Annotated in this window: 20 protein-coding genes and 1 pseudogene; 14 read left to right on the top strand and 7 right to left on the bottom strand. The window is 71.6% G+C overall.

Features of this window, described 5'->3' with window-relative positions; genetic code table 11:
* Positions 1-23: 23 nt before the first annotated feature.
* Positions 24-902, bottom strand: coding sequence for a class I SAM-dependent methyltransferase (locus FB157_RS01280; RefSeq protein ID WP_261386122.1), 879 nt, complete (start codon positions 900-902; stop codon positions 24-26).
* Between the two features lie 318 nt (positions 903-1,220).
* Here FB157_RS01280 and rpsA point away from each other — a divergent pair, with 318 nt between their 5' ends.
* Positions 1,221-2,714 carry a 30S ribosomal protein S1 gene (gene rpsA, locus FB157_RS01275; RefSeq protein ID WP_009322963.1) on the top strand — a complete coding sequence of 498 codons (1,494 nt, stop codon included), beginning with the start codon at positions 1,221-1,223 and terminating at the stop codon, positions 2,712-2,714.
* A 159-nt stretch (positions 2,715-2,873) separates the two neighbouring features.
* On the opposite strand, the gene FB157_RS01270 is transcribed toward rpsA, so the two are convergent.
* Positions 2,874-3,842: a right-handed parallel beta-helix repeat-containing protein gene (locus FB157_RS01270; RefSeq protein ID WP_145875045.1), complete on the bottom strand. Its 969-nt coding sequence runs from the start codon at positions 3,840-3,842 to the stop codon at positions 2,874-2,876.
* Between the two features lie 204 nt (positions 3,843-4,046).
* On the opposite strand from FB157_RS01270, the gene FB157_RS01265 reads away from it, so the two are divergent.
* The 3 genes from FB157_RS01265 to FB157_RS01255 all read left to right on the top strand — a co-directional run bounded on the left by FB157_RS01265 (position 4,047) and on the right by FB157_RS01255 (position 6,138).
* Positions 4,047-4,985 carry a PAC2 family protein gene (locus tag FB157_RS01265; RefSeq protein ID WP_145875042.1) on the top strand — a complete coding sequence of 313 codons (939 nt, stop codon included), beginning with the start codon at positions 4,047-4,049 and terminating at the stop codon, positions 4,983-4,985.
* Positions 4,986-5,060: 75 nt separating this feature from the next.
* The gene (gene coaE, locus FB157_RS01260; RefSeq protein ID WP_145875041.1) at positions 5,061-5,708 is read left to right on the top strand and encodes a dephospho-CoA kinase; all 648 of its coding nucleotides are present in this window, start codon (positions 5,061-5,063) and stop codon (positions 5,706-5,708) included.
* Positions 5,709-5,757: 49 nt separating this feature from the next.
* Positions 5,758-6,138, top strand: a complete 381-nt coding sequence (locus FB157_RS01255) for a tetratricopeptide repeat protein (protein ID WP_145875039.1) — start codon at positions 5,758-5,760, stop codon at positions 6,136-6,138.
* Between the two features lie 94 nt (positions 6,139-6,232).
* On the opposite strand, the gene FB157_RS01250 is transcribed toward FB157_RS01255, so the two are convergent.
* On the bottom strand, positions 6,233-6,553 hold the full coding sequence (locus FB157_RS01250; RefSeq protein WP_145875037.1) for a DUF6343 family protein: 321 nt from the start codon (positions 6,551-6,553) through the stop codon (positions 6,233-6,235).
* A 77-nt stretch (positions 6,554-6,630) separates the two neighbouring features.
* On the opposite strand from FB157_RS01250, the gene FB157_RS01245 reads away from it, so the two are divergent.
* From FB157_RS01245 to FB157_RS01235, 3 genes are all read left to right on the top strand, one after another.
* On the top strand, positions 6,631-7,557 hold the full coding sequence (locus FB157_RS01245; RefSeq protein ID WP_145875035.1) for an acyltransferase domain-containing protein: 927 nt from the start codon (positions 6,631-6,633) through the stop codon (positions 7,555-7,557).
* 74 nt (positions 7,558-7,631) lie between these two features.
* Positions 7,632-8,312 carry a bifunctional 2-polyprenyl-6-hydroxyphenol methylase/3-demethylubiquinol 3-O-methyltransferase UbiG gene (locus tag FB157_RS01240; RefSeq protein WP_145875692.1) on the top strand — a complete coding sequence of 227 codons (681 nt, stop codon included), beginning with the start codon at positions 7,632-7,634 and terminating at the stop codon, positions 8,310-8,312.
* A gap of 75 nt (positions 8,313-8,387) precedes the next feature.
* Positions 8,388-8,828 carry a DoxX family protein gene (locus FB157_RS01235; protein WP_145875032.1) on the top strand — a complete coding sequence of 147 codons (441 nt, stop codon included), beginning with the start codon at positions 8,388-8,390 and terminating at the stop codon, positions 8,826-8,828.
* A 132-nt stretch (positions 8,829-8,960) separates the two neighbouring features.
* Here the strand turns inward: FB157_RS01235 and FB157_RS01230 are convergent, their stop codons facing one another.
* Positions 8,961-9,608 (bottom strand): RNA-binding S4 domain-containing protein, encoded by a 648-nt coding sequence (locus FB157_RS01230; protein ID WP_145875030.1) that lies wholly within the window; start codon positions 9,606-9,608, stop codon positions 8,961-8,963.
* A gap of 83 nt (positions 9,609-9,691) precedes the next feature.
* Here FB157_RS01230 and FB157_RS01225 point away from each other — a divergent pair, with 83 nt between their 5' ends.
* Positions 9,692-10,387 carry a uracil-DNA glycosylase gene (locus tag FB157_RS01225; protein ID WP_145875029.1) on the top strand — a complete coding sequence of 232 codons (696 nt, stop codon included), beginning with the start codon at positions 9,692-9,694 and terminating at the stop codon, positions 10,385-10,387.
* A 7-nt stretch (positions 10,388-10,394) separates the two neighbouring features.
* On the opposite strand, the gene FB157_RS01220 is transcribed toward FB157_RS01225, so the two are convergent.
* The gene (locus tag FB157_RS01220) at positions 10,395-11,069 is read right to left on the bottom strand and encodes a GntR family transcriptional regulator (protein ID WP_145875027.1); all 675 of its coding nucleotides are present in this window, start codon (positions 11,067-11,069) and stop codon (positions 10,395-10,397) included.
* A gap of 203 nt (positions 11,070-11,272) precedes the next feature.
* Between FB157_RS01220 and FB157_RS01215 the strand changes: the two genes are divergently transcribed.
* Positions 11,273-12,733 (top strand): NCS1 family nucleobase:cation symporter-1, encoded by a 1,461-nt coding sequence (locus tag FB157_RS01215; RefSeq protein ID WP_145875025.1) that lies wholly within the window; start codon positions 11,273-11,275, stop codon positions 12,731-12,733.
* 5 nt (positions 12,734-12,738) lie between these two features.
* Positions 12,739-13,464: an aspartate/glutamate racemase family protein gene (locus FB157_RS01210; RefSeq protein ID WP_145875023.1), complete on the top strand. Its 726-nt coding sequence runs from the start codon at positions 12,739-12,741 to the stop codon at positions 13,462-13,464.
* 108 nt (positions 13,465-13,572) lie between these two features.
* Here the strand turns inward: FB157_RS01210 and FB157_RS48185 are convergent, their stop codons facing one another.
* Positions 13,573-14,028: a GNAT family N-acetyltransferase gene (locus FB157_RS48185; protein WP_261386142.1), complete on the bottom strand. Its 456-nt coding sequence runs from the start codon at positions 14,026-14,028 to the stop codon at positions 13,573-13,575.
* Positions 14,029-14,109: 81 nt separating this feature from the next.
* Positions 14,110-14,442 (bottom strand): annotated as a pseudogene (locus tag FB157_RS48180) (RidA family protein); the annotation flags it as partial.
* Between the two features lie 424 nt (positions 14,443-14,866).
* On the opposite strand from FB157_RS48180, the gene FB157_RS01200 reads away from it, so the two are divergent.
* The 4 genes from FB157_RS01200 (at position 14,867) to FB157_RS47045 (ending at position 19,293) form a co-directional block, all read left to right on the top strand.
* The gene (locus FB157_RS01200; protein WP_186581275.1) at positions 14,867-16,750 is read left to right on the top strand and encodes an FUSC family protein; all 1,884 of its coding nucleotides are present in this window, start codon (positions 14,867-14,869) and stop codon (positions 16,748-16,750) included.
* A gap of 56 nt (positions 16,751-16,806) precedes the next feature.
* Positions 16,807-18,159, top strand: coding sequence for an amidohydrolase (locus FB157_RS01195; RefSeq protein WP_145875019.1), 1,353 nt, complete (start codon positions 16,807-16,809; stop codon positions 18,157-18,159).
* 141 nt (positions 18,160-18,300) lie between these two features.
* Positions 18,301-18,945 carry a DUF899 domain-containing protein gene (locus FB157_RS01190; protein ID WP_145875016.1) on the top strand — a complete coding sequence of 215 codons (645 nt, stop codon included), beginning with the start codon at positions 18,301-18,303 and terminating at the stop codon, positions 18,943-18,945.
* 174 nt (positions 18,946-19,119) lie between these two features.
* Positions 19,120-19,293, top strand: a complete 174-nt coding sequence (locus tag FB157_RS47045) for a hypothetical protein (RefSeq protein ID WP_186581274.1) — start codon at positions 19,120-19,122, stop codon at positions 19,291-19,293.
* Positions 19,294-19,298: the final 5 nt, after the last annotated feature.

Here is a 19,298-nt window from a genome sequence, read left to right as displayed (position 1 = left end):
GGGGCGCCGGTGAGCGAGGCCGCTCAGTCCCGTTCGCAGACGAAGATCGCCGTACCCGGGATCAGGTTCCCGCGCAGCGGAGACCAGCCGCCCCACTCCGAGGTGTTCCAGGCCGGCCACTCCGGCTCCACCAGGTCCACGAGCCGGAAGCCCGAGGCCACGACGTCCCGGACCCGGTCGCCGAGCGTTCTGTGGTGTTCGACGTAGACCGCGCGGCCCTCCTCGTCCTGCTCCACGTAGGGCGTGCGGTCGAAGTAGGACGCGGACACCGACAGGCCCTCGGGGCCGGGCTCGTCCGGAAAGGCCCAGCGGATCGGGTGCGTCACCGAGAAGACGAACCGGCCACCCGGCCGCAGCACCCGCCGCACCTCGCGCAGGACCAGCCGCGGGTCGGCCACGAACGGCAGCGCCCCGTAGGCGGAGCACGCCAGGTCGAAGGAGCCGTCCGCGAAGGGCAGCGCGCCGGCATCGGCGCAGATCAGCGGAAACGATCCGCCGATGCGCAGGGCGTGCTGGAGCTGGCGGTGCGAGATGTCCAGGGCCACCGGCCGGGCGCCCTGGGCGGCCAGCCAGCGCGCGCACTGCGCCGCGCCCGCACCTATCTCCAGGACCGCCTTGCCCTTCAGGTCCTCCGGCGCGCCGAGCAGCTCGGCCTCGACCTCGTCCAGGCCCTCCGGGCCCCAGACGAAGCGGTCGTCGCCGAGGAAGGTGCCGTGCTCGACCTGGTACTCGTCGGCGTTGCGGTCCCACCAGCCACGGTTGGCCCGGGTGCTCTCCGCGACGCCGGTGTCACGCCGGGTGGCTTCCGGTTCGAACCCCTCGGGGTCGAGTGCTTCGGACTCTTGGATGATCGGCTCCCTCGTCGTACTCTTCCGTGCAACCCGCCCGGGCGAGTGCGTCACAGAAGGGGTCTCGCGGCCCTGCGCGGCCTCCTGGGACGCTTTCTTGTGCCGGGTATGCGGTGAACCGCCCCGGGTGTGCGCCTTCGCGCATTGACCATGTCCGGCTGCCCCCGTATGCTACAAGTTGCGCTGCGGGCCTGCGCACCTCAGACGTAGCAGGCTGCGCTCGCATCTGTTGTATGTCCCCTCGGTTGTCGAGGCGCCATCACCAGTTCCTGGTGGGGCGCTTCCTTGGCTGTCCGGCTTCTTCAGAGCGATACGGGCTCCCGGCGTAGCAGTACCTACGACTTCAATGTCCGTACCGGAGCCCTTTCCCACATGACGAGCAGCACCGAGACCACCGCCACCACCCCGCAGGTTGCGGTCAACGACATCGGTAACGAGGAAGCCTTCCTCGCCGCGATCGACGAGACGATCAAGTACTTCAACGACGGCGACATCGTCGACGGCGTCATCGTGAAGGTCGACCGGGACGAGGTCCTGCTCGACATCGGTTACAAGACCGAAGGTGTCATCCCGAGCCGCGAGCTCTCGATCAAGCACGACGTCGACCCGAACGAGGTCGTGGCCGTCGGCGACGAGATCGAGGCCCTTGTCCTCCAGAAGGAGGACAAGGAAGGCCGCCTGATCCTCTCGAAGAAGCGCGCCCAGTACGAGCGTGCCTGGGGCACCATCGAGAAGATCAAGGAAGAAGACGGCATCGTCACCGGTACCGTCATCGAGGTCGTCAAGGGTGGTCTCATCCTCGACATCGGCCTCCGTGGCTTCCTCCCGGCCTCCCTTGTCGAGATGCGCCGCGTTCGCGACCTCCAGCCGTACGTCGGCAAGGAGCTCGAGGCCAAGATCATCGAGCTGGACAAGAACCGCAACAACGTGGTCCTGTCCCGCCGTGCCTGGCTCGAGCAGACCCAGTCCGAGGTCCGCCAGACGTTCCTCACGACCCTCCAGAAGGGTCAGGTCCGCTCCGGCGTCGTCTCCTCGATCGTCAACTTCGGTGCCTTCGTGGACCTGGGTGGCGTCGACGGTCTGGTCCACGTCTCCGAGCTCTCCTGGAAGCACATCGACCACCCGTCCGAGGTTGTCGAGGTCGGCCAGGAGGTCACCGTCGAGGTTCTCGACGTCGACATGGACCGCGAGCGCGTCTCCCTGTCGCTGAAGGCGACCCAGGAAGACCCGTGGCAGCAGTTCGCCCGGACCCACCAGATCGGTCAGGTCGTCCCGGGTAAGGTCACCAAGCTGGTTCCGTTCGGTGCGTTCGTCCGCGTGGACGAGGGCATCGAGGGTCTGGTCCACATCTCCGAGCTGGCCGAGCGCCACGTGGAGATCCCGGAGCAGGTCGTCCAGGTCAACGACGAGATCTTCGTCAAGGTCATCGACATCGACCTCGAGCGTCGTCGCATCAGCCTCTCGCTGAAGCAGGCCAACGAGTCCTTCGGTGCCGACCCGGCCTCGGTCGAGTTCGACCCGACCCTGTACGGCATGGCCGCGTCCTACGACGACCAGGGCAACTACATCTACCCCGAGGGGTTCGACCCCGAGACCAACGACTGGCTCGAGGGCTACGAGAAGCAGCGCGAGGAGTGGGAGCGCCAGTACGCCGAGGCGCAGTCCCGCTTCGAGCAGCACCAGCAGCAGGTCATCAAGTCCCGCGAGGCCGACGCTGCCGCTGCCGCCGAGGGTGGCGAGGCTGCCGCTCCGGCCGCTTCGGGTGGCGGTTCGTACTCCTCCGAGGGTGCGGACACCTCTGGTGCCCTGGCCTCGGACGAGGCCCTGGCCGCGCTCCGCGAGAAGCTGGCCGGCGGCCAGAGCTGAGCGCTAGCCGCTGGGTTTAGCCGATAGTGCTGAGGGGCCGTACCTTTCGAGGTGCGGCCCCTCGGACTTGTTCGGGGCCCGCCGCTCGTCCCTCGGCCGCGGGCCGCTGCGGCTGATCGCGCGGTTCCCCGCGCCCCTGGGGAGCTCGCGCCACCCGTATCAGGGGGTGACCGGGATGTTGGTCAGGCCCTTGCCGCCCGTCACCGTGTTGCTGCCGTACACCGTCGTCCTGCACGCGGTGCTGTAGTTCGTCACGTTGATCGCCAGCCGGGTCGAGCCGGTGGCGCCGGTCAGAGTCGACTTGTTGTTCCTGAAGACCGCGCCACAGCCCCAGCCGGACTGCTGGGTGTGGGTCTGATAGCCGTCGTTGCTGGTGTTCCGGCCGGTGTTGTCCTGGACGAGGACGTCGTCGCCCTTCACGTCGACCCAGGAGTCGTCGTAGTTGGCGCCCGTCAGCCCGCTGCCGTCGAACGTGTTGCCGACGATCCGCGCGCCTGTCGTGCCCTCCTTGATGTCGACGTTCTCGCCGCCGACGTCGGGGCCGATCGTGTTGCCGAGGATCTGGACGCGGTCGCTCTTGTCGGAGAGCGTGTTCGCGGTCCCCACGTAGACGCCCTCGCCCATGCCCCGGCCGTCGTTCCCGGTGTCGTAGATCCTCGAGTTCCTGAGCACGCCGTCCGTGCTGGAGTTGCGGAAGTGCACGCCCTCCATGTCGAGCCCGTGCACGGTGACGCTGTCCACCACGACACCCTTGGCCGAGTCGATCATGATGCCCTTCTGGCCGCCGGTCACGGTCAGCCCGCTGACCGTCCAGTAGGACGCGCCGTTCAGGTGCAGGCCGTAGCCGCCGCTCGCGGTGAGTACGGCTTTCGGGGAGCCGGTGAGGGCGATGCGGGCCGTGGCGCCGGCCGGCGTGCTCGCCTTGAAGTTGCCGGTGTACGTGCCGTCCGCGAGATGGATCGTGTCGCCCGGCTTCGCACTGCTGAGCGCGGTCTTGAGCTGGGCCGCGGTGCCGACCTCGACGGTCCGGGCGGTCGGGGCGGCCGGGGCCGGACTCGCGGAGAGGAGCAGGCCGCCGGTGGCGGTGGTCGCGGCGAGCAGGGAGGTGAGCAGCGTGCGCGTGCGCATGGGGGGTGCCTTCCTGTCGTACGGACGGCTGATCTCATACATGAACGCTGTGCGTGAATGTGAACTCTGGTCTTCGTGAAGGTACGGACCAGTTGACGGGGCGTCAAGGTGTGCGGAGCGAGGTGCCTGCTCAGCGGCCCGGCGCGGGAATGCCCATGCCCCAGGGGACGTTGTCGAAGAAGAACACGAGGAGGAGCGGTCACAGTGCTTGATCCGCAGGGTTTGTACGCATGGGAGCCGAAGGGTCTGGCCGTCGTCGACATGGCGCTCGCCCAGGAGTCGGCCGGACTTGTCATGCTCTACCACTTCGACGGATACATCGACGCGGGTGAGACCGGCGACCAGATCGTCGACCGGCTCCTCGACTCACTGCCCCACCAGGTCGTGGCCCGCTTCGACCACGACCGGCTCGTGGACTACCGGGCCCGCCGCCCGCTGCTGACCTTCAAGCGGGACAGCTGGACCGACTACGAGGAACCCTCCATCGAGGTCCACCTCGTCCAGGACGCCACCGGCGCTCCCTTCCTGCTGCTGTCCGGGCCCGAACCGGACGTGGAGTGGGAGCGGTTCGCGGCCGCCGTACGGCAGATCGTGGAGCGGCTCGGCGTCCGCCTGTCCGTGAACTTCCACGGCATCCCCATGGGCGTCCCGCACACCCGCCCCGTGGGCCTCACCCCGCACGGCAACCGCACCGACCTGGTCCCGGGCCACCGCAGCCCCTTCGACGAGGCCCAGGTGCCCGGCAGTGCCGAGTCGCTGCTGGAGTACCGCCTGATCGAGGCGGGACACGACGTCCTGGGTGTCGCCGCGCACGTCCCGCACTACATCGCCCGCTCGCCGTACCCGGACGCCGCGCTGACCGTCCTGGAGGCCGTCACCGCCGCCACCGGGCTGGTGCTGCCGGGCATCGCGCACTCCCTGCGCACGGAGGCGCACCGCACGCAGACCGAGATCGACCGGCAGGTCCAGGAGGGCGACGAGGAGCTGACCTCGCTCGTCCAGGGCCTTGAGCACCAGTACGACGCGGCCGCGGGCGCCGAGACCCGGGGCAACATGCTCGCCGAGCCGGTCGAGATTCCGTCCGCCGACGAGATCGGGCGGGAATTCGAGCGGTTCCTGGCGGAGCGCGAGGGCGAGAGCTGAGCACGGTCGGCAGGCCCGGCCGCGGAGCCGACGCCGGGGGTGGTCCCGTCGGCGGCAGGGCCTAAGCTTCCGCTCATGCTGAAAGTGGGCCTGACCGGCGGCATCGGCGCCGGCAAGAGCGAGGTGTCGCGGCTGCTCGTGGAGCACGGGGCCGTGCTGATCGACGCCGACCGGATCGCGCGCGAGGTCGTGGCGCCCGGCACGCCCGGGCTCGCGGCCGTGGTGGAGGCCTTCGGCGAGGAGATCCTCGCCGCGGACGGCAGCCTGGACCGGCCCCGGCTCGGCTCCATCGTCTTCGCCGATCCCGGGAAGCTGGCCGTCCTCAACTCGATCGTGCATCCCCTGGTGGGCGCCCGCTCCCTCGAACTGGAGAGCGCCGCGGCCGAGGACGCCGTCGTGATCCACGACGTGCCGCTCCTGACCGAGAACGGCCTGGCGCCGCTGTACGACCTGGTGGTCGTCGTCGACGCGAGCCCCGAGACCCAGCTCGACCGGCTGGTCCGGCTGCGCGGGATGACCGAGGACGACGCTCGCGCGCGTATGGCCGCGCAGGCCACCCGTGAGCAGCGCCGGGAGATCGCGGACGTCGTGATCGACAACGACGTCCCCCTGGACGCGCTGCACAAGCGCGTGGCGGACGTCTGGGACGATCTCGTGCGCCGGGCGCGCGAGCCGCGGGCGGCATCCGGGGACGGGCGGCCGCGCGACGGTGGCGCGGAATAGCCGTTCGCGTCGGGGCGTTGAACCGCCGCAGTGAGGGAAGGACTTTGCCGTGCCCGAGACCAGCGGTTCGACCGGACGTACTCCGGAGACGCATGTCATAGACTTCCGCGCCGCCGAGCAGCTGCTCAACGCGCGGGATCCGCGGGGTGCGGTGAAGCTGCTGGACGGAGTCATCGCCGCGCATCCCGAGAACACCGCCGCCCGGCTGCTGCGTGCGCGTGCATTCTTCGCGGCCGCACAACTGCGGCCTGCCGAACTCGAGTTCACCATCGTGCTGGAGCGGGAGCCGGACAACGCGTTCGCGCACTTCGCACTCGCCCGCACCTACGAACGCCAGGGCCGCGCCGACCAGGCCAAGCGTCACTTCCGGCTGGCCGCGGCGCTCGACCCAAACCCGCAGTACCTGAAGGCGGCGGGCTTCGAGTCCTGACCGTCGGCGGGTCCGCCCCGGGGGTGCCCGCGCTGATGGGTCCGCGCCGGGGCACGCCCAGGAGCGAGCCCGCGCCGGGGGGCGAAAGCCGCCGTCACGGGTGCCGGGGCCGAGGCGGGCGCGTGTAGGGCCGGCTGCTCGGCCGCGGGCGGGGCGGGCCGCCGTCGACCGGCCGGTACGGCGGTACGTCCCGGCCCGGCTGGTAGTGCGGGCCCTGCCGGATGTGTCTGAGGATCATGGTCATGTCGACGGTGGCCACCAGCCAGAGCACCCCGCACGCGGCCGCCCAGCCGGGGCGCCCGACGAGTGCGAACACCGCGGTGCCGAAGACCGCCCAGACCAGCCCCCACACGCTCAGCCAGAAACGCGCTCGCAGCGCACTGCGCGCGGTCGCCGGTTCACTGCCCGTACGCATCGGATCACCACTCCTCCTTGCAACGTACTCTTCGGCGGGGACGTTCATCAACGACGTCCGCCGAAGGGGGATGCTCCGTGCTGCCGGACGCCGACGACCTGCCCGACGTGCTCCTCGACCTGGCCGTGCCGCACGAGGAGATCAACGAACTGGTCGCGCTGCGGCGCACCGTGACACGTGACCCGGGCGCGCGGCGCCTCCTCGAGGAGGGTGTGGAGGAACTGCTCCGGGACCTGGGCGAGACGGGCCGCACACCCGACCTCGCCGAGCTGCTCGCATCCGCTCCGCCCGCTCTGCACGCCGCCTTCGCCGTGTACGTCTTCGTCGCCGCGCTCCCGCACACCCTCGCCCACCACCGGGAACGCGGCATCCCGGCCGAGATCTCCCGGCGCACGCTGGCCGACCTGGGCCGTCAGATCGCGGTGCACCGCAGACGGCACGGCAGGGCCGGGGTGCAGTCGCCGCGCTGGCTCGCCCATCACTTCCGCGGGGAGCTGTACCAGCTGGGGCGGCTGCAGTTCGAGCGGGCGCGACTCGGACAGCACACCGCGCCGGTGATCGCGACGGCCGGTCTGGACGCGGTTCCCGGCACACCCTGCCTGAACCTGCACATACCCGACTTCCACGGCCCGCTGACGCCGTCCGCCTGCGACAGTTCCCTGGCGCTGGCCCGGGAGTTCTTCGCCCTGCACTTCCCCGAGGAGCACACCGACGCCGTGCTGTGCCATTCCTGGCTGCTCGACCCCCAGTTGAAGCGGTACCTGCCCGCGCGGTCCAACGTCGTGCGCTTCCAGGAACGCTTCCGCATCGCCCGCGAGGACACGGAACCGGCCGACACCGAGCCCGTCCAGTTCGTCTTCGGGGACCCGGACCTGCCGGTCGCCCGTCTGCCGCGGCGCACGTCCGTGGAGCGGGCCGTCGGCGACCATCTGCGGGCCGGCGGGCACTGGTACATCGGGCACGGCTGGTTTCCGCTCCGGGAGTTCCCGCTGCGGGGTGAATGACTCGAACGAGTGAACCGGGGCAGGGTGGGAACGGGCTTGCGGAGGCCGCCCGTTGTTCGGGCATGACAGTCGAAATGCGCGAGGGACACGACGGAACCGGACCCGGTGCGATCACTCCGGACGGCTGCGCGGTCGAGCTGTACACGCGGCTGCCGGTGGGGGACGAGCCGGACGTCATCGCCGCAGCGGTGCCCGCAGGGGCACACATCCTGGAGCTGGGCAGCGGAGTGGGCCGGATGACCCACCCCCTGCTGGAGCGCGGCTTCACGGTCACGGCGGTGGACGAGTCCGCCGAGATGCTCGCCCACGTCCGCGGGGCGCGCACGATATGCACCCCGATCGAGAAGCTGGACCTGGACGGGAGGTTCGACGTGGTGATGCTCGCGTCGTTCCTCGTGCACAACGGTGACGTCGAGGTGAGGCGGGGCATGCTGCGCGCCTGCGCCCGGCACGTGGCCGAGGGCGGCTGCGTGCTCATCCAGCGGGAGGGCGCGGACTACCACACGAACGTACCGAGGGAGCGGGACGACCCGAGCGGCTTCACCGTGCGGATCGCGTCGTCGGAACCGGTCGGCGACGGGGTGAACTCGGTGCGCGCCGAGTACGTGTTCCCGGACGCGGTCTGGACCCAGACGTTCCTGGCCCGGCCCCTGACGAAGGAGCAGTTCGAGGAGGCGCTGGCGGAGGCGGGACTGGAGGTGGACGCCTGTCTGACTCCCGACGGGACATGGGTGAGGGCGGTACCGGCCGCGTAGGAGCGATGAGTTTGTGGACTGCGGGCGGTCTACCTCGGTGACAGCAATCGGGACCGCTTCACCCAGGAGACCCCCATGTCCGAGACCACTGCCCCCGTCGCTTCCGCTCCTTCCACCGCTTCCGCGACCAGGCGCGGCCGCCTCGCCCGGATCGCCCTGCGCACGGTGCAGGTGCTGCTCGCCCTCTTCTACGCGATCGCGAGCGCCCTGCCCAAGCTGATCGCGCACCCGTCGGCCGTCGAGTCCTTCGACAAGATCGGCTGGGGCAGCGTGGGCATGTACACCATCGGCGCGCTCGAACTGACCGGTGCGGTCGCGTTGTTGGTGCCGGTTCTGCAGTCGGTGGCGGCGATCGCGCTGAGCGCGCTGATGGTGGGTGCGTTCGTCGTCCAGCTCACCGTCTTCGACGGTCAGTACGCGGCGACCCCGCTGATCCTGATCGTGCCGCTCGTCCTGATCGCCTGGTCCCGGCGCGGGCACAACGCGGAACTGCTGCAGCTGCTGCAGCGGGCGTGACGCATGCGGGACACCGCAGGTGACGTCGGCCGGGGCGCGGGGGCCCGGCCGGCCTCACCGTGCGCGGACACGGTCACCAGCGTGCTGGACGGTGTGCCGGGACATGGGGACGATGCACACGCGGGCAGCGGCTCACCGACCCCGGGGCCGTCCGCCCCGCCCGCCGGGCCCCTGCGCTCTGTCGGACCCGGCTGACCCGTCCGGGCCACCCGGACCGCTCGGTGCACTCGGCCCGCCGAGTGCACCCATGCCGCCCGGCCCGCGCAGTCGTTCCATCTCGCGGCGATCCCGCTTGGTGGGGCGGCCGGCGCCGCGGTCGCGGAGGCCGGCGGGGGCCACGGCCTCGCGCGGCGGGGGAGGAGGGGAGTTGTCGATGTAGCACTGGGCGGCCACCGGGGCGCCGACGCGCTTGCGGATCAGCCGCTTGACGATCACGACTCGCTCCCGGCCCTCGTTCCGCAGGCGCACCTCGTCGCCGACGCGCACGGAGTAGGCGGGCTTCACGCGCTCGCCGTTGACGTGGACGTGCCCGCCACGGCAGGCGGTGGCGCCGAGCGAGCGGGTCTTGATCAGGCGGACGGCCCAGATCCAGCTGTCGATCCGTACGGTCTCGCCGCTCGTCGGCCCCGCGGCCTCGGCGGCAGACACGGCGGCGGCGATCTTCGGGGCGACCGGCTGGGCACCGGTGGCTCCAGAACCCTCGGCGTCCTGGACGGGGGCCGCGTCGCCCGATCCGCCGGAGTCACGCTGCACGTTCTCGTCCGCATCCTCGGAAGCCATGTCCTGACCTTAACCCGGCGGACTGGGCGATCCGGAGACGTTTTCCGGGGAGCGGCTGTCCAGGGCGGGCATACGGTGGCCGTATGGACGACAGCTGTGCCCTTGCCCGGCTCGACCAGCGCGTCGCGGAGTGCCGGGCCTGTCCACGGCTGGTCGAGTGGCGTGAGGAGGTGGCTCGGACCAAGCGGGCCGCATTCGCCGACTGGACGTACTGGGGGCGGCCGGTGCCCGGCTTCGGGCCGGCCGACGCCCGCCTCGTGATCATCGGGCTGGCCCCCGCCGCGCACGGGGGCAACCGCACGGGTCGCATGTTCACCGGGGACCGCTCGGGAGACGTGCTGTACCAGGCGCTGCACGACGTGGGACTCGCCTCGCAGCCCACCTCCGTGCGTGCCGATGACGGCCTGGAGCTGTACGGGGTGCGCGTCACCGCACCCGTGCACTGCGCCCCGCCCGCCAACAAGCCCACCCCCGAGGAGCGTGACACCTGCCGCCCCTGGCTGGTTCAGGAGCTGAAGCTGCTGCGGCCGACGCTCAGGGCCGCCGTGGTGCTCGGTGCCTTCGGCTGGCAGGCGGCGCTGCCCGCGTTCGCCGAGGCCGGCTGGCCCGTGCCCCGGCCCCGACCCGTCTTCGCCCACGGCACCCGGGTCGCCCTCGGCGGCCTGGACGTCTTCGGCTGCTTCCATGTCAGCCAGCGCAACACCTTCACGGGCCGGCTCACCCCCGAGATGCTGCGCGAAGTGCTGCGCACGGCGGCCGACGCGGCCGGACTGCCGTAGCGAGACCTCAGCCGGTTTCGTCCGGCTCGGTTCCGAACAGGTGCCGAACCGTCGAGCGGTAGTTGGCGCGCACGTGGCCGAGTGCGTGGGCGCGAGCGCGGTCCGGATCGCCGGAGGCGATGGCCTCGTACAACTCGCGGTGTTCGGACAGGAGCTGGGGCCACTCCTCGTTCTGCCGGGTGAGCCAGCGCAGCCGGCCGTCGACCGGCTCCATGACGGAGATCAGCAGGCTGTTGCCGGCCATGGCCAGGATGCGGTCGTGGAAGCGGGTGTTGATGTCCGTGATCGCCTCACCGTCCCCCTCCGTCGTCGCCGTCGCGGCCTCGGCCAGCAGCTCCCGCAGCTCCGCCAGCGACTCGGGCGTCACTCGTGCCGCGGCCAGTCCCGCCGCGTACACCTCCAACGCCTCGCGCAGTTCGAAGAGTTCCTTCACATCGGTCGGGGTCAGCCGACGTACGACCGTGCGGCGCGCCGACTCGAACAGGACGAAGCCCTCCGCGACCAGGGCGCGGATCGCCTCCCGCACCGGCACCCGGGAGACGCCGAACCGCTCGGCCAGCTCTCGTTCGACGAGCCGTTCACCGGGCCCGAGACGCCCCGCGATGATGTCCTGCCGCAGGGTCGCGAGGACCCGTTCGCGCACCGCGCCCAGGGGTTCGGTCTTCGTCGTGGTGGGGCTCATGGGGCCATCTTCGCCGACCCGGCGGTGCTTTTACGGAGAAGTAACGGCGATGACATCGGTCCGAACGCTTGACGGCGAGACCATGAGGCAGTTTGGTATACCAAACGAAACGCTCGGGCACCCCCCACAGGCCCGGCACCCCCACAGTCCGGCACTCCGGACGAGCAGCCGCCCTCCTCCGTCCCCTCGCCCATGGAGGCCCCGTGTCCCTCGCCGACCGCGCCGAAGCCACCGGCGCCCCAGCGTTCGTCCCCGACCCACGCCTCACCAACGAGGACCTCGCCCCCGCGGAGCAGCGGAACTGGAAGGTCTTCGACCTGTTCGCCATGTGGATGTCCGACGTCCACAACCTCGGCAACTACACCTTCGCCGCCGGTCTGCTGGTCCTCGGCATGAACGTCTGGCAGGTCTTCACCTCCCTGCTCGCCGGCTTCGTGCTCATCTACGCCGGCATGAACTGGATGGGGCGGATCGGCCAGCGCCACGGCGTCCCCTTCCCAGTCGTCAGCCGCATCAGCTTCGGCGTCTGGGGCGCCAACATCCCGGCCCTGATCCGGGCCGTGATCGCCATCATGTGGTACGGCATCCAGACCTATCTGGCCTCCGTCGCCGTCAACGTGATGCTACTGGCGGCCTGGCCGGGCCTGGAGTCCCTGACCCACACTTCCTTCCTCGGCCTGGACGCCCTCGGCTGGATCTCCTTCGTCTCCCTCTGGCTGATCCAGGCACTGATCATCAGTCAGGGCATGGAATCGGTACGGAAGTTCCAGGACTTCTGCGGTCCGGCGATCTGGCTGGTGATGATCGCGCTGGCGGTCTGGGTCCTGGCCAAGGCCCACTGGAGCATCTCGCTCACCTCCACGCCGCACCCGGTCTCCGTCGGTGAGCAGTGGCGGCAGTGGTTCGGCGCGATCGGCCTGGTCCTCGCCACCTACGGCACGCTGATGCTCAACTTCTGCGACTTCTCCCGCTTCGCACCCGACTACAGGACGGTCCGGCGCGGGAACTTCTGGGGCCTGCCCATCAACTCCACCGCCTTCGTCGTCGTCTCCGTCATCGTCACCGCGGGCTCCCTGGAGGTCTGGGGCGAGGCCATCACTGACCCGGCGGAGCTGGTCGCCAAGGTCGGCAACACCTGGGTGCTGCTGCTGGCCGCGCTGATGTTCGCCATCGCCACGATGGGGGTCAACATCGTCGCCAACTTCGTCTCACCGGCGTACGACCTGGCCAACGTCTGGCCCCAGAAGATCACCTTCAAGGTCGGCGGACTGATCAGCACCGTGGCCGCCCTGGTCGTCACCCCCTGGAACCTCTTCTCCAACCCGACCGTGGTCAACTACTTCCTCGGTGGCCTCGGCGCCTTCCTGGGACCGCTGTTCGGCGTGATCATGGTCGACTACCATGCGGTCAAGCGCGGCCGGGTCGACGTGAACCAGCTCTTCGACGCCACACCCGGCTCCCGCTACTACTACCGCAAGGGCGTCAACCCGAAGGCTCTGTGGGCGTTCCTGCCCTCGGCTGCGGTCGCCGCGGTGCTGGCGCTGGTCAAGGCCTTCAGTGACGTGGCGCCGTACTCCTGGTTCATCGGCACGGCGCTGGCCGCCGGGCTGTACGCGCTGCTGTGCCGCGGCGGGCGGGCCCGGACGGCCGGGGCGGAGGTCTGACGGACGTGCGGATCGTCGTCACCAACTGCAACACCACGCAGGAGATGACCGAGGAGATCGTCCGTGGTGCCCGGGCCGCCGCAGCCCCGGGCACCACCGTGACCGGGCTGACCCCCGCGTGGGGCCCGGCATCGGCCGAGGGCTGGCTCGACAGCTACCTCTCGGCCGCGGCCGTCCTCGACGCACTGCGCACCTACGCCGGCCCGCCGTACGACGCCGTCGTGCTGGCCGGGTTCGGGGAGCACGGCCGGGAGGGCGTACGGGAGCTGGTGGACGTGCCCGTCGTGGACATCACCGAGGCCGCGGCCCACCTCGCCTGCCTCCTCGGGCGGCGGTACGGGGTCGTCACCACCCTCGACCGGTCCCGCGGCCAGATCGAGGACAGCCTGGAGAGTGCCGGTGTGGCCCGCAACTGCGCCGCCGTGATCGGCACGGGCCTCGGCGTGCTCGACCTCGCCGACGACCCGGCCCGCACCGAGGCCGCCTTCCTCGCCGCTGCCGAACGGGCCCGCGAGGCCGGTGCCGAGGTCCTGGTGCTGGGCTGCGCCGGGATGACAGGACTGCAGCGGGCGGTGGGGGAGAAGCTCGGGCTCCCGGTGGTCGACGGAGTCGGAGCGGCGGTGAAGCTGGCGGAGTCGCTGGCGTCGCTGGGACTGACGACCAGCCGGGCGGGCACCTATGCGAAGCCACTGCCGAAGGGCAGGACCTGGGGAGCACGCCCGAGGACGTGAGGGACACCCTTCACGTCGATGTCCTGCACGCCTACGTCCTGCACGTGGACGTCCCGCACATGGACCTCCTTCACCTGGGTGTTCTTCACATGGACGTCCGGGCGTCCCTCAGGGCCGCCACTCGTACCGCACGTCCGGCTCCCGCTCCTCGTTGTCGCGGCCGTCCGTGTACTCGACGGCGACGAATCCATGCCGCTCGTAGAACCGGTGGGCCGGCTCGTTGACCTGGAAGGTCCACAGGCCGAGTCCGCCCGGACTCCGCTCCTTGGCCAGCGCGACGAACCGGTCGCCGATGCCACGGCCGCGCCAGCCGGGGTCGAGGTACAGCTGGGACAGCTCGTCGCCGGCGAGCACCATCATGCCCACGATCTCGCCGTCTCCCGTCGCGGCGACCCAGGTCTCCCGCGACGGCACCACGACCTCACGGAAGTAGTCGCGCACGTCGTCGTCGGAGCGCGGCCGCACGACCGTGGGCAACGCGGCGTCGTAGGACCGCAGCCACACGTCGGCGACGGCACGGGCGTCCGCCGCCACCGCACGGCGAAGGACCGGCTCCGCCGTCACCCCGCCCTCCTCCCGCTCCGGCACCACGGCCGTCGCCGTGATCTCCACCAGCTGCCCGGTGTACCCGAGGCAGGCGACACCGAGCAGCGTCGACGAGTGCGGTCCCCGGCTCAGCCCCGAGGCCTCGACGACCTCCCACACCGCGGACAGCACCGACGGCTCGCCGCTCACGACGTACACGTCGGTCGCGACGACATGCTCCAAGTCGCTGCCCACCGAGCGCAGTTGCTCCCGGAGATTGGCGACCACCTGCTCCGCCTGCCGCACGGGATCCCCGGCTCCCACCACCTCCCCCTTCGCGTCGAGCGGCACGGCTCCCGCGAGAAACGCGAGCTTCGTCCCGGCCTCGACGACGGAGGCGTGGGAGTAGGTGGGCGGCGGGAAGAGCCCCGGTACGGTCACTCGGCGAATCATGGCGGCCCCAAGGGTGGTGGGTGGACAACCTGCCGATCATCCGGCGCCCGCCCCAGCCTCCGCACCCGAATTTCCGGCTCGGCAACGGCCCCGGACGGCCGGTCCGACGTGCCGCCGCCCGCCTCCCGGCGCGCCACCGTGACCCTCGCCGACACCGCCCGCCGCCGGCGCCGGGCGGCGGCCCTCGCCGAACGCCCCGCACGATCCTCGGACCGGGTCCCGAGAGGTGAGGGGGCGACCTTGGCCCCAGGACCCCGGGCACATTGCGTTCATAAAGAAACCCCCCACCCCGCCACCTTTCACCTCCCCGAAACGTGATCACCCCGTTTGCCCGGTGAAAGCGATCTACCGTGGGACACACATCCAGCAGTCCGGCCGCCGTCGTCCGAAGGCTCACCCCTGCCCTCGAACGAACAGGAGCCCCGTGCCGCGCCCCGCCGTACCGACCCTGCCCCCTTGGCTCGCCCATGCGTTCCGCACCCAGCGCGGGCCCGTCCCCTGGAGCGCGGTGACCCGGGGTGCGCTCGCCGCCGGGCCGCTGCTGCTCGCCGGCGTCGTCGCGGGACATGTCTCCGACGGGGTGGTCGCCGCCATCGCCGCGATGCTCGCCGGTATCAACGACCGGCCCGGCAGCAGGCGGGCCTCCGTCCGTCGGCTCGGGGTGCCCGCGCTGGCCGGCGCCCTCGGGCTGCTCGTGGGGACGTACACCGGGCAGCTGCTGTCCGCCGTACCGCTGACCCTCTTCCTCACTCTCCTCGGGCTGGCCGCAGGAGGCGCGAGTGCCGTCGGGCCCGTCGCCTCCGCCGCCGGTACCCAGCTGCTCGTCGCCGCCGCCATCGGTGCGGGGATGCCGGCGGCCGAGAGCGGCTGGCAGCGGGCCCTCGCCTTCCTCGCCGGCGCCGGCTGGCTGCTCCTGCTGCGGCTGGCGCTGCCCACGCCCGGTTCGCTCACCGGGGACTTCCGCTTCGACGGCGAACGGGAGGCGGTCGCCGACGTGTACGACGCCGTCGCCGAGCTGCTCGACGCCGTGGGCGGCGACACCGCCACCACCCGCCGGGCCGCGCTCACCGCCGCCCTCGACCACGCCCAGGACGCCCTCGCCGGGCCCCGGCTGCGCCGGTGCGCCGGCTCCACCGCCGAGCGCAGGCTGCACGCCCAGTACGCCGCCGCGCTGCCCATGGCCGAAGCCGCCACCGCCCTCGCCTGGGCGGGCGAGCCCGTCTCCGCGCGCGCGGCGGAAGGGCCCCGGCGGCTCGCCGCCGCCGTCCGCGGCAACACCGGCACCGGCCCGCTGCCGGCCCCTGGGTTCCCCCACGCTCGGCTTCGCTCGCGCGGGGCAAGCCCCGTCGCCCCCGCCCTGCGCGCCCTCGACAACGCCCTGCTGCGCGCAGCGGAGGCCTTCGACCGGACCGCGGGCGGCGCACACCGGCCGTTCGCCCGGCGCCGCGGCGTCGCGGACGCCGTCCGGGCCGCGCTCGGCACCGGCGGACGGGAGTACGGGCTGCGCGTCGCGCTCTGCTTCGGGGCCAGCGCCGCCGTCGCCCAGGCCCTGCACCACACCCGCTGGTACGGGCAGCACCAGCACTGGTACTGGCTGCCCGCCACCGCCGTCTTCCTCGTCAAGCCCGACCTCGGGCCGCTCGCCTCCCGCGTGCTGAGCCGGGCCGCCGGGACCGTGCTCGGTGCCCTGGTGTTCGCCGGGCTCGCCACGCCGCTGCCGCGCCCGGAGGGGCTGATCGTGCTGGTGGCGGTGTGCGGGGCGCTCGTCCCCGTCGCCACCCGGAACTTCGGCGCCCTCACCACCGTCGTCACCGTCCTCGTGCTGGCCCTGGTGATGGCCGGCGGCGAGCCGCAGGCCTCCGTCAGCCGGATCGGCGAGACCCTGCTGGCCTGCGTGATCGTGCTGATCGTCGGACATCTGCCGATGCCGGGGGAGCGGGGCGGCGGGGTACGGGCCCGGCTCGCCGTCGCCGCGAGCGCCGCGCACGCCTATCTCGTGCACGTCCTGAACGAGTCCGGCGACCGCACCGAACGATGGGCGCTGCGCCGCGAGGCCTACCGCACCCTCGCCGAAGCCCGTACCGCGATCGCGCTCTCCGCCGCCGAACTGCCCGCCCTCGCCCGGCACACCGAGGGCACGGACGCCGTCGCCGCCGTCCTGGAACGACTCGTCGACACCACCACGGCCTGCGCCGTACACCTCGACGACACCGGCCGCCTCACCCCACGGCACACCCGTCAACTGCAGGAACTGCTCGACGAGTTGGAAGACGGCCGGGAGCCTGGCCGGCCGCCTGCCGCCGCGTAGCACCGGCCGGGCGATTCGGCCCGCCCTCCGGTACGGGACCGTCGTACGTTGGCCCCATGAGCGCCTCTCCCGCCGACCTGATCGTCACCGGCTGCACCGTCCTCGTGCACGACGGGGACGAGCGGATCGCCTTCCGTGAGGACGCCGCGATCGTCGTACGCGAAGGCGTGATCGAGGCGGTGACCACCGCGGCCGCCGCGGCGGACCTGCCGGCCACGGAGCGGATCGAGGCGCGCGGGCAGGTCGCGATGCCCGGACTCGTCAACTGCCACACGCACGCACCGATGGTCGCCCTGCGCGGGCTCGCCGAGGACCTGCCGACCGAGGAGTGGTTCAACGACGTCGTCTGGCCCGTCGAGTCCAACCTCACCGGGAAGGACGTCGAACTGGGCGCCCGGCTCGCCTGCGCCGAGATGATCCGCGGCGGGGTCACCTGCTTCGCCGACCACTACTTCCACATGGACGTGGTCGCCGACGTCGTCACCGAGTGCGGGATGCGGGCCCACCTCGGCGAGGCCTACTTCTCCTCACAGGGTCCGCGAGGACGGGAACGGTCACTGGAGTTCGCGCTGGGCCACCGGGGCGCCGCGGGCGGGCGCATCACCACCGCCCTCGCACCGCACGCCCCCTACACCGTCACGGACGCCGACCTCACCGCCACCGCCGAGCTCGCCCGCGCCCACGGCCTTCCCGTCCACCTGCACGCCGCCGAGAACCGCGACCAGACCGACACCAGCCTCGCCCGGCACGGCGTCACCCCCGTCGAGGTCCTCGACCGCACCGGACTCCTCGACACCGACCTGCTCGTCGCCCACGGCACCGGCATCATCGAGCGCGACCTGCCGCTCCTCGCCCGCACGAGGGGCCGTACGGCGGTGGCGACCGCACCCCGCGGCTATCTCAAGTTCGCCTGGCCCGGCACCACCCCGGTACGGGCCCTGCGCGCGATCGGTGTCCCCGTCGGCCTCGCCACGGACGGCGCCGCCTCCAACAACTCCCTCGACGTGTGGGAGTCGATGGCGCTGACCTCCCTGATCCAGAAGTCCACCGAGGGCGACCCGCGCTGGCTGACCTCCCGCCAGGCCCTGCACCACGCCACGCTGCAGAGCGCCCGCGCGGTCGGCCTCGGCGGCAGCATCGGGACCCTCGCCCCCGGCCGGCGTGCCGACATCATCCTGGTCGACCTCACCGGCCCGCACACCCGGCCGGTCCACGACCTCGCCGCCACCCTCGTGCACAGCGCCCGCTCCGCCGACGTCCGTACCACCGTCGTGGACGGCCGCGTCCTGATGCGGGACCGCGAGCTCCTCACCCTCGACGTGCCCGCCGTCGTGGGCGAGCTGGACCGGAGACTGCCCGCCCTGATCGACCGGAGCCACGGACGGCGCATCCAGGAGTACGACACCTGAGTCCGGCCCGGGACGGGTGAGCCGGCTCCGGGGCGCCTGAGCGGTGCCGGAGAAAAATCCCGGAATCCGGCGCCGTACTCCGATGAGTTCCGCCCCCGCCGGCGGTCACCACCCCGAACCGACCGGCGGACAGGAGGGCCCATGTCGCTTCCGGAGATCGTCTCGCGTGAGCAGTGGCGCGCGGCGCGCGAGGAGTTGCTGCGCAAGGAGGAGGCGGTCAGCAGGGCGCGGGACATACTGAGCGCCGAGCGGCGGCGGCTGCCCGTGGTCGAGGTCGACCCGGAGTACGTCTTCGAGGGCGGCGACGGCAAGGCCACCCTCCTCGACCTCTTCGAGGGGCGGGCCCAACTCGTCGTCCACCACTTCATGTTCGCGCCGGAGTGGGAGGCGGGCTGCCCGTGCTGCGCGGCCTTCCTCGACCAGGTCGGCCACCTCGCCCATCTGCGGGCCCGGAACACCTCGTTCGCGGCCGTCTCCCGGGCGCCGTTCACCCGGCTCCTGCCGTTCAAGGCGCGGATGGGCTGGGCGGTACCGTGGTACTCGTCCTGCCACAGCGACTTCAACCGTGACTTCGAGGCGACCGTCGAGCGCGCCGGGGAGCTGGTCGAGCGGCCCGGCCTCAGCTGCTTCCTGCGGGAGCGCGACCAGGTCTTCCACACCTACTCGGTCCACGACGACGGCCTGGACGGACTCGGCGCCACCACCGGCCTGCTCGACCTCACCGCGCTCGGCCGTGACCCGGCGGGCAGCGACCGGCTCCGGTACCACGACGAATACGAGGAGTGACACAGAACCTGGCGAGACTGTCGCCGAATGTGCCGTTCCTATCGGAAAGTGATCGGATTCTCACGGTCTGCCCTGACCCGGTGTCAACAATGTCTCAGTCCCGTCACCGAGCGAGCCGTCAGCCTTCTCCAGGGCGTTAACTCCAAGAAGTACGACGCTTTCTGGAGGTGCGAGATGGTGAACGGGCGAACCGTGCTCGAGTGCTTTCCCGCAGGTGGCCCGCGGGGATCGTGGCCGGCCGAGGAGTTCGCGCACGCCCGGCGGCTCGAAGGCCTGCCCGCCGAGGTCGTCATGGACCTCGCGACGGACACCTTCCTGGTCATCGTGCGCGGCGACGCCACGGAGTGAGCCGG

The sequence above is a fragment of the Streptomyces sp. BK340 genome, assembly GCF_007827595.1.
Lineage (GTDB): Bacteria > Actinomycetota > Actinomycetes > Streptomycetales > Streptomycetaceae > Streptomyces.
This window is presented reverse-complemented; position numbering and strand designations above follow the sequence as displayed.

Bases quoted from the DNA above. Each gene is read 5' to 3' on its own strand.
- FB157_RS01240 (WP_145875692.1), top strand. From the start codon at position 7,632: ATGCGCGAGGGACACGACGGAACCGGACCCGGTGCGATCACTCCGGAC.
- coaE (WP_145875041.1), top strand. From the start codon at position 5,061: ATGCTGAAAGTGGGCCTGACCGGCGGCATCGGCGCCGGCAAGAGCGAG.
- FB157_RS01230 (WP_145875030.1), bottom strand. From the start codon at position 9,608: ATGGCTTCCGAGGATGCGGACGAGAACGTGCAGCGTGACTCCGGCGGA.
- FB157_RS01220 (WP_145875027.1), bottom strand. From the start codon at position 11,069: ATGAGCCCCACCACGACGAAGACCGAACCCCTGGGCGCGGTGCGCGAA.
- FB157_RS01250 (WP_145875037.1), bottom strand. From the start codon at position 6,553: ATGCGTACGGGCAGTGAACCGGCGACCGCGCGCAGTGCGCTGCGAGCG.
- FB157_RS01270 (WP_145875045.1), bottom strand. From the start codon at position 3,842: ATGCGCACGCGCACGCTGCTCACCTCCCTGCTCGCCGCGACCACCGCC.
- FB157_RS01235 (WP_145875032.1), top strand. From the start codon at position 8,388: ATGTCCGAGACCACTGCCCCCGTCGCTTCCGCTCCTTCCACCGCTTCC.
- FB157_RS01195 (WP_145875019.1), top strand. From the start codon at position 16,807: ATGAGCGCCTCTCCCGCCGACCTGATCGTCACCGGCTGCACCGTCCTC.
- FB157_RS01225 (WP_145875029.1), top strand. From the start codon at position 9,692: ATGGACGACAGCTGTGCCCTTGCCCGGCTCGACCAGCGCGTCGCGGAG.
- rpsA (WP_009322963.1), top strand. From the start codon at position 1,221: ATGACGAGCAGCACCGAGACCACCGCCACCACCCCGCAGGTTGCGGTC.
- FB157_RS47045 (WP_186581274.1), top strand. From the start codon at position 19,120: ATGGTGAACGGGCGAACCGTGCTCGAGTGCTTTCCCGCAGGTGGCCCG.
- FB157_RS01190 (WP_145875016.1), top strand. From the start codon at position 18,301: ATGTCGCTTCCGGAGATCGTCTCGCGTGAGCAGTGGCGCGCGGCGCGC.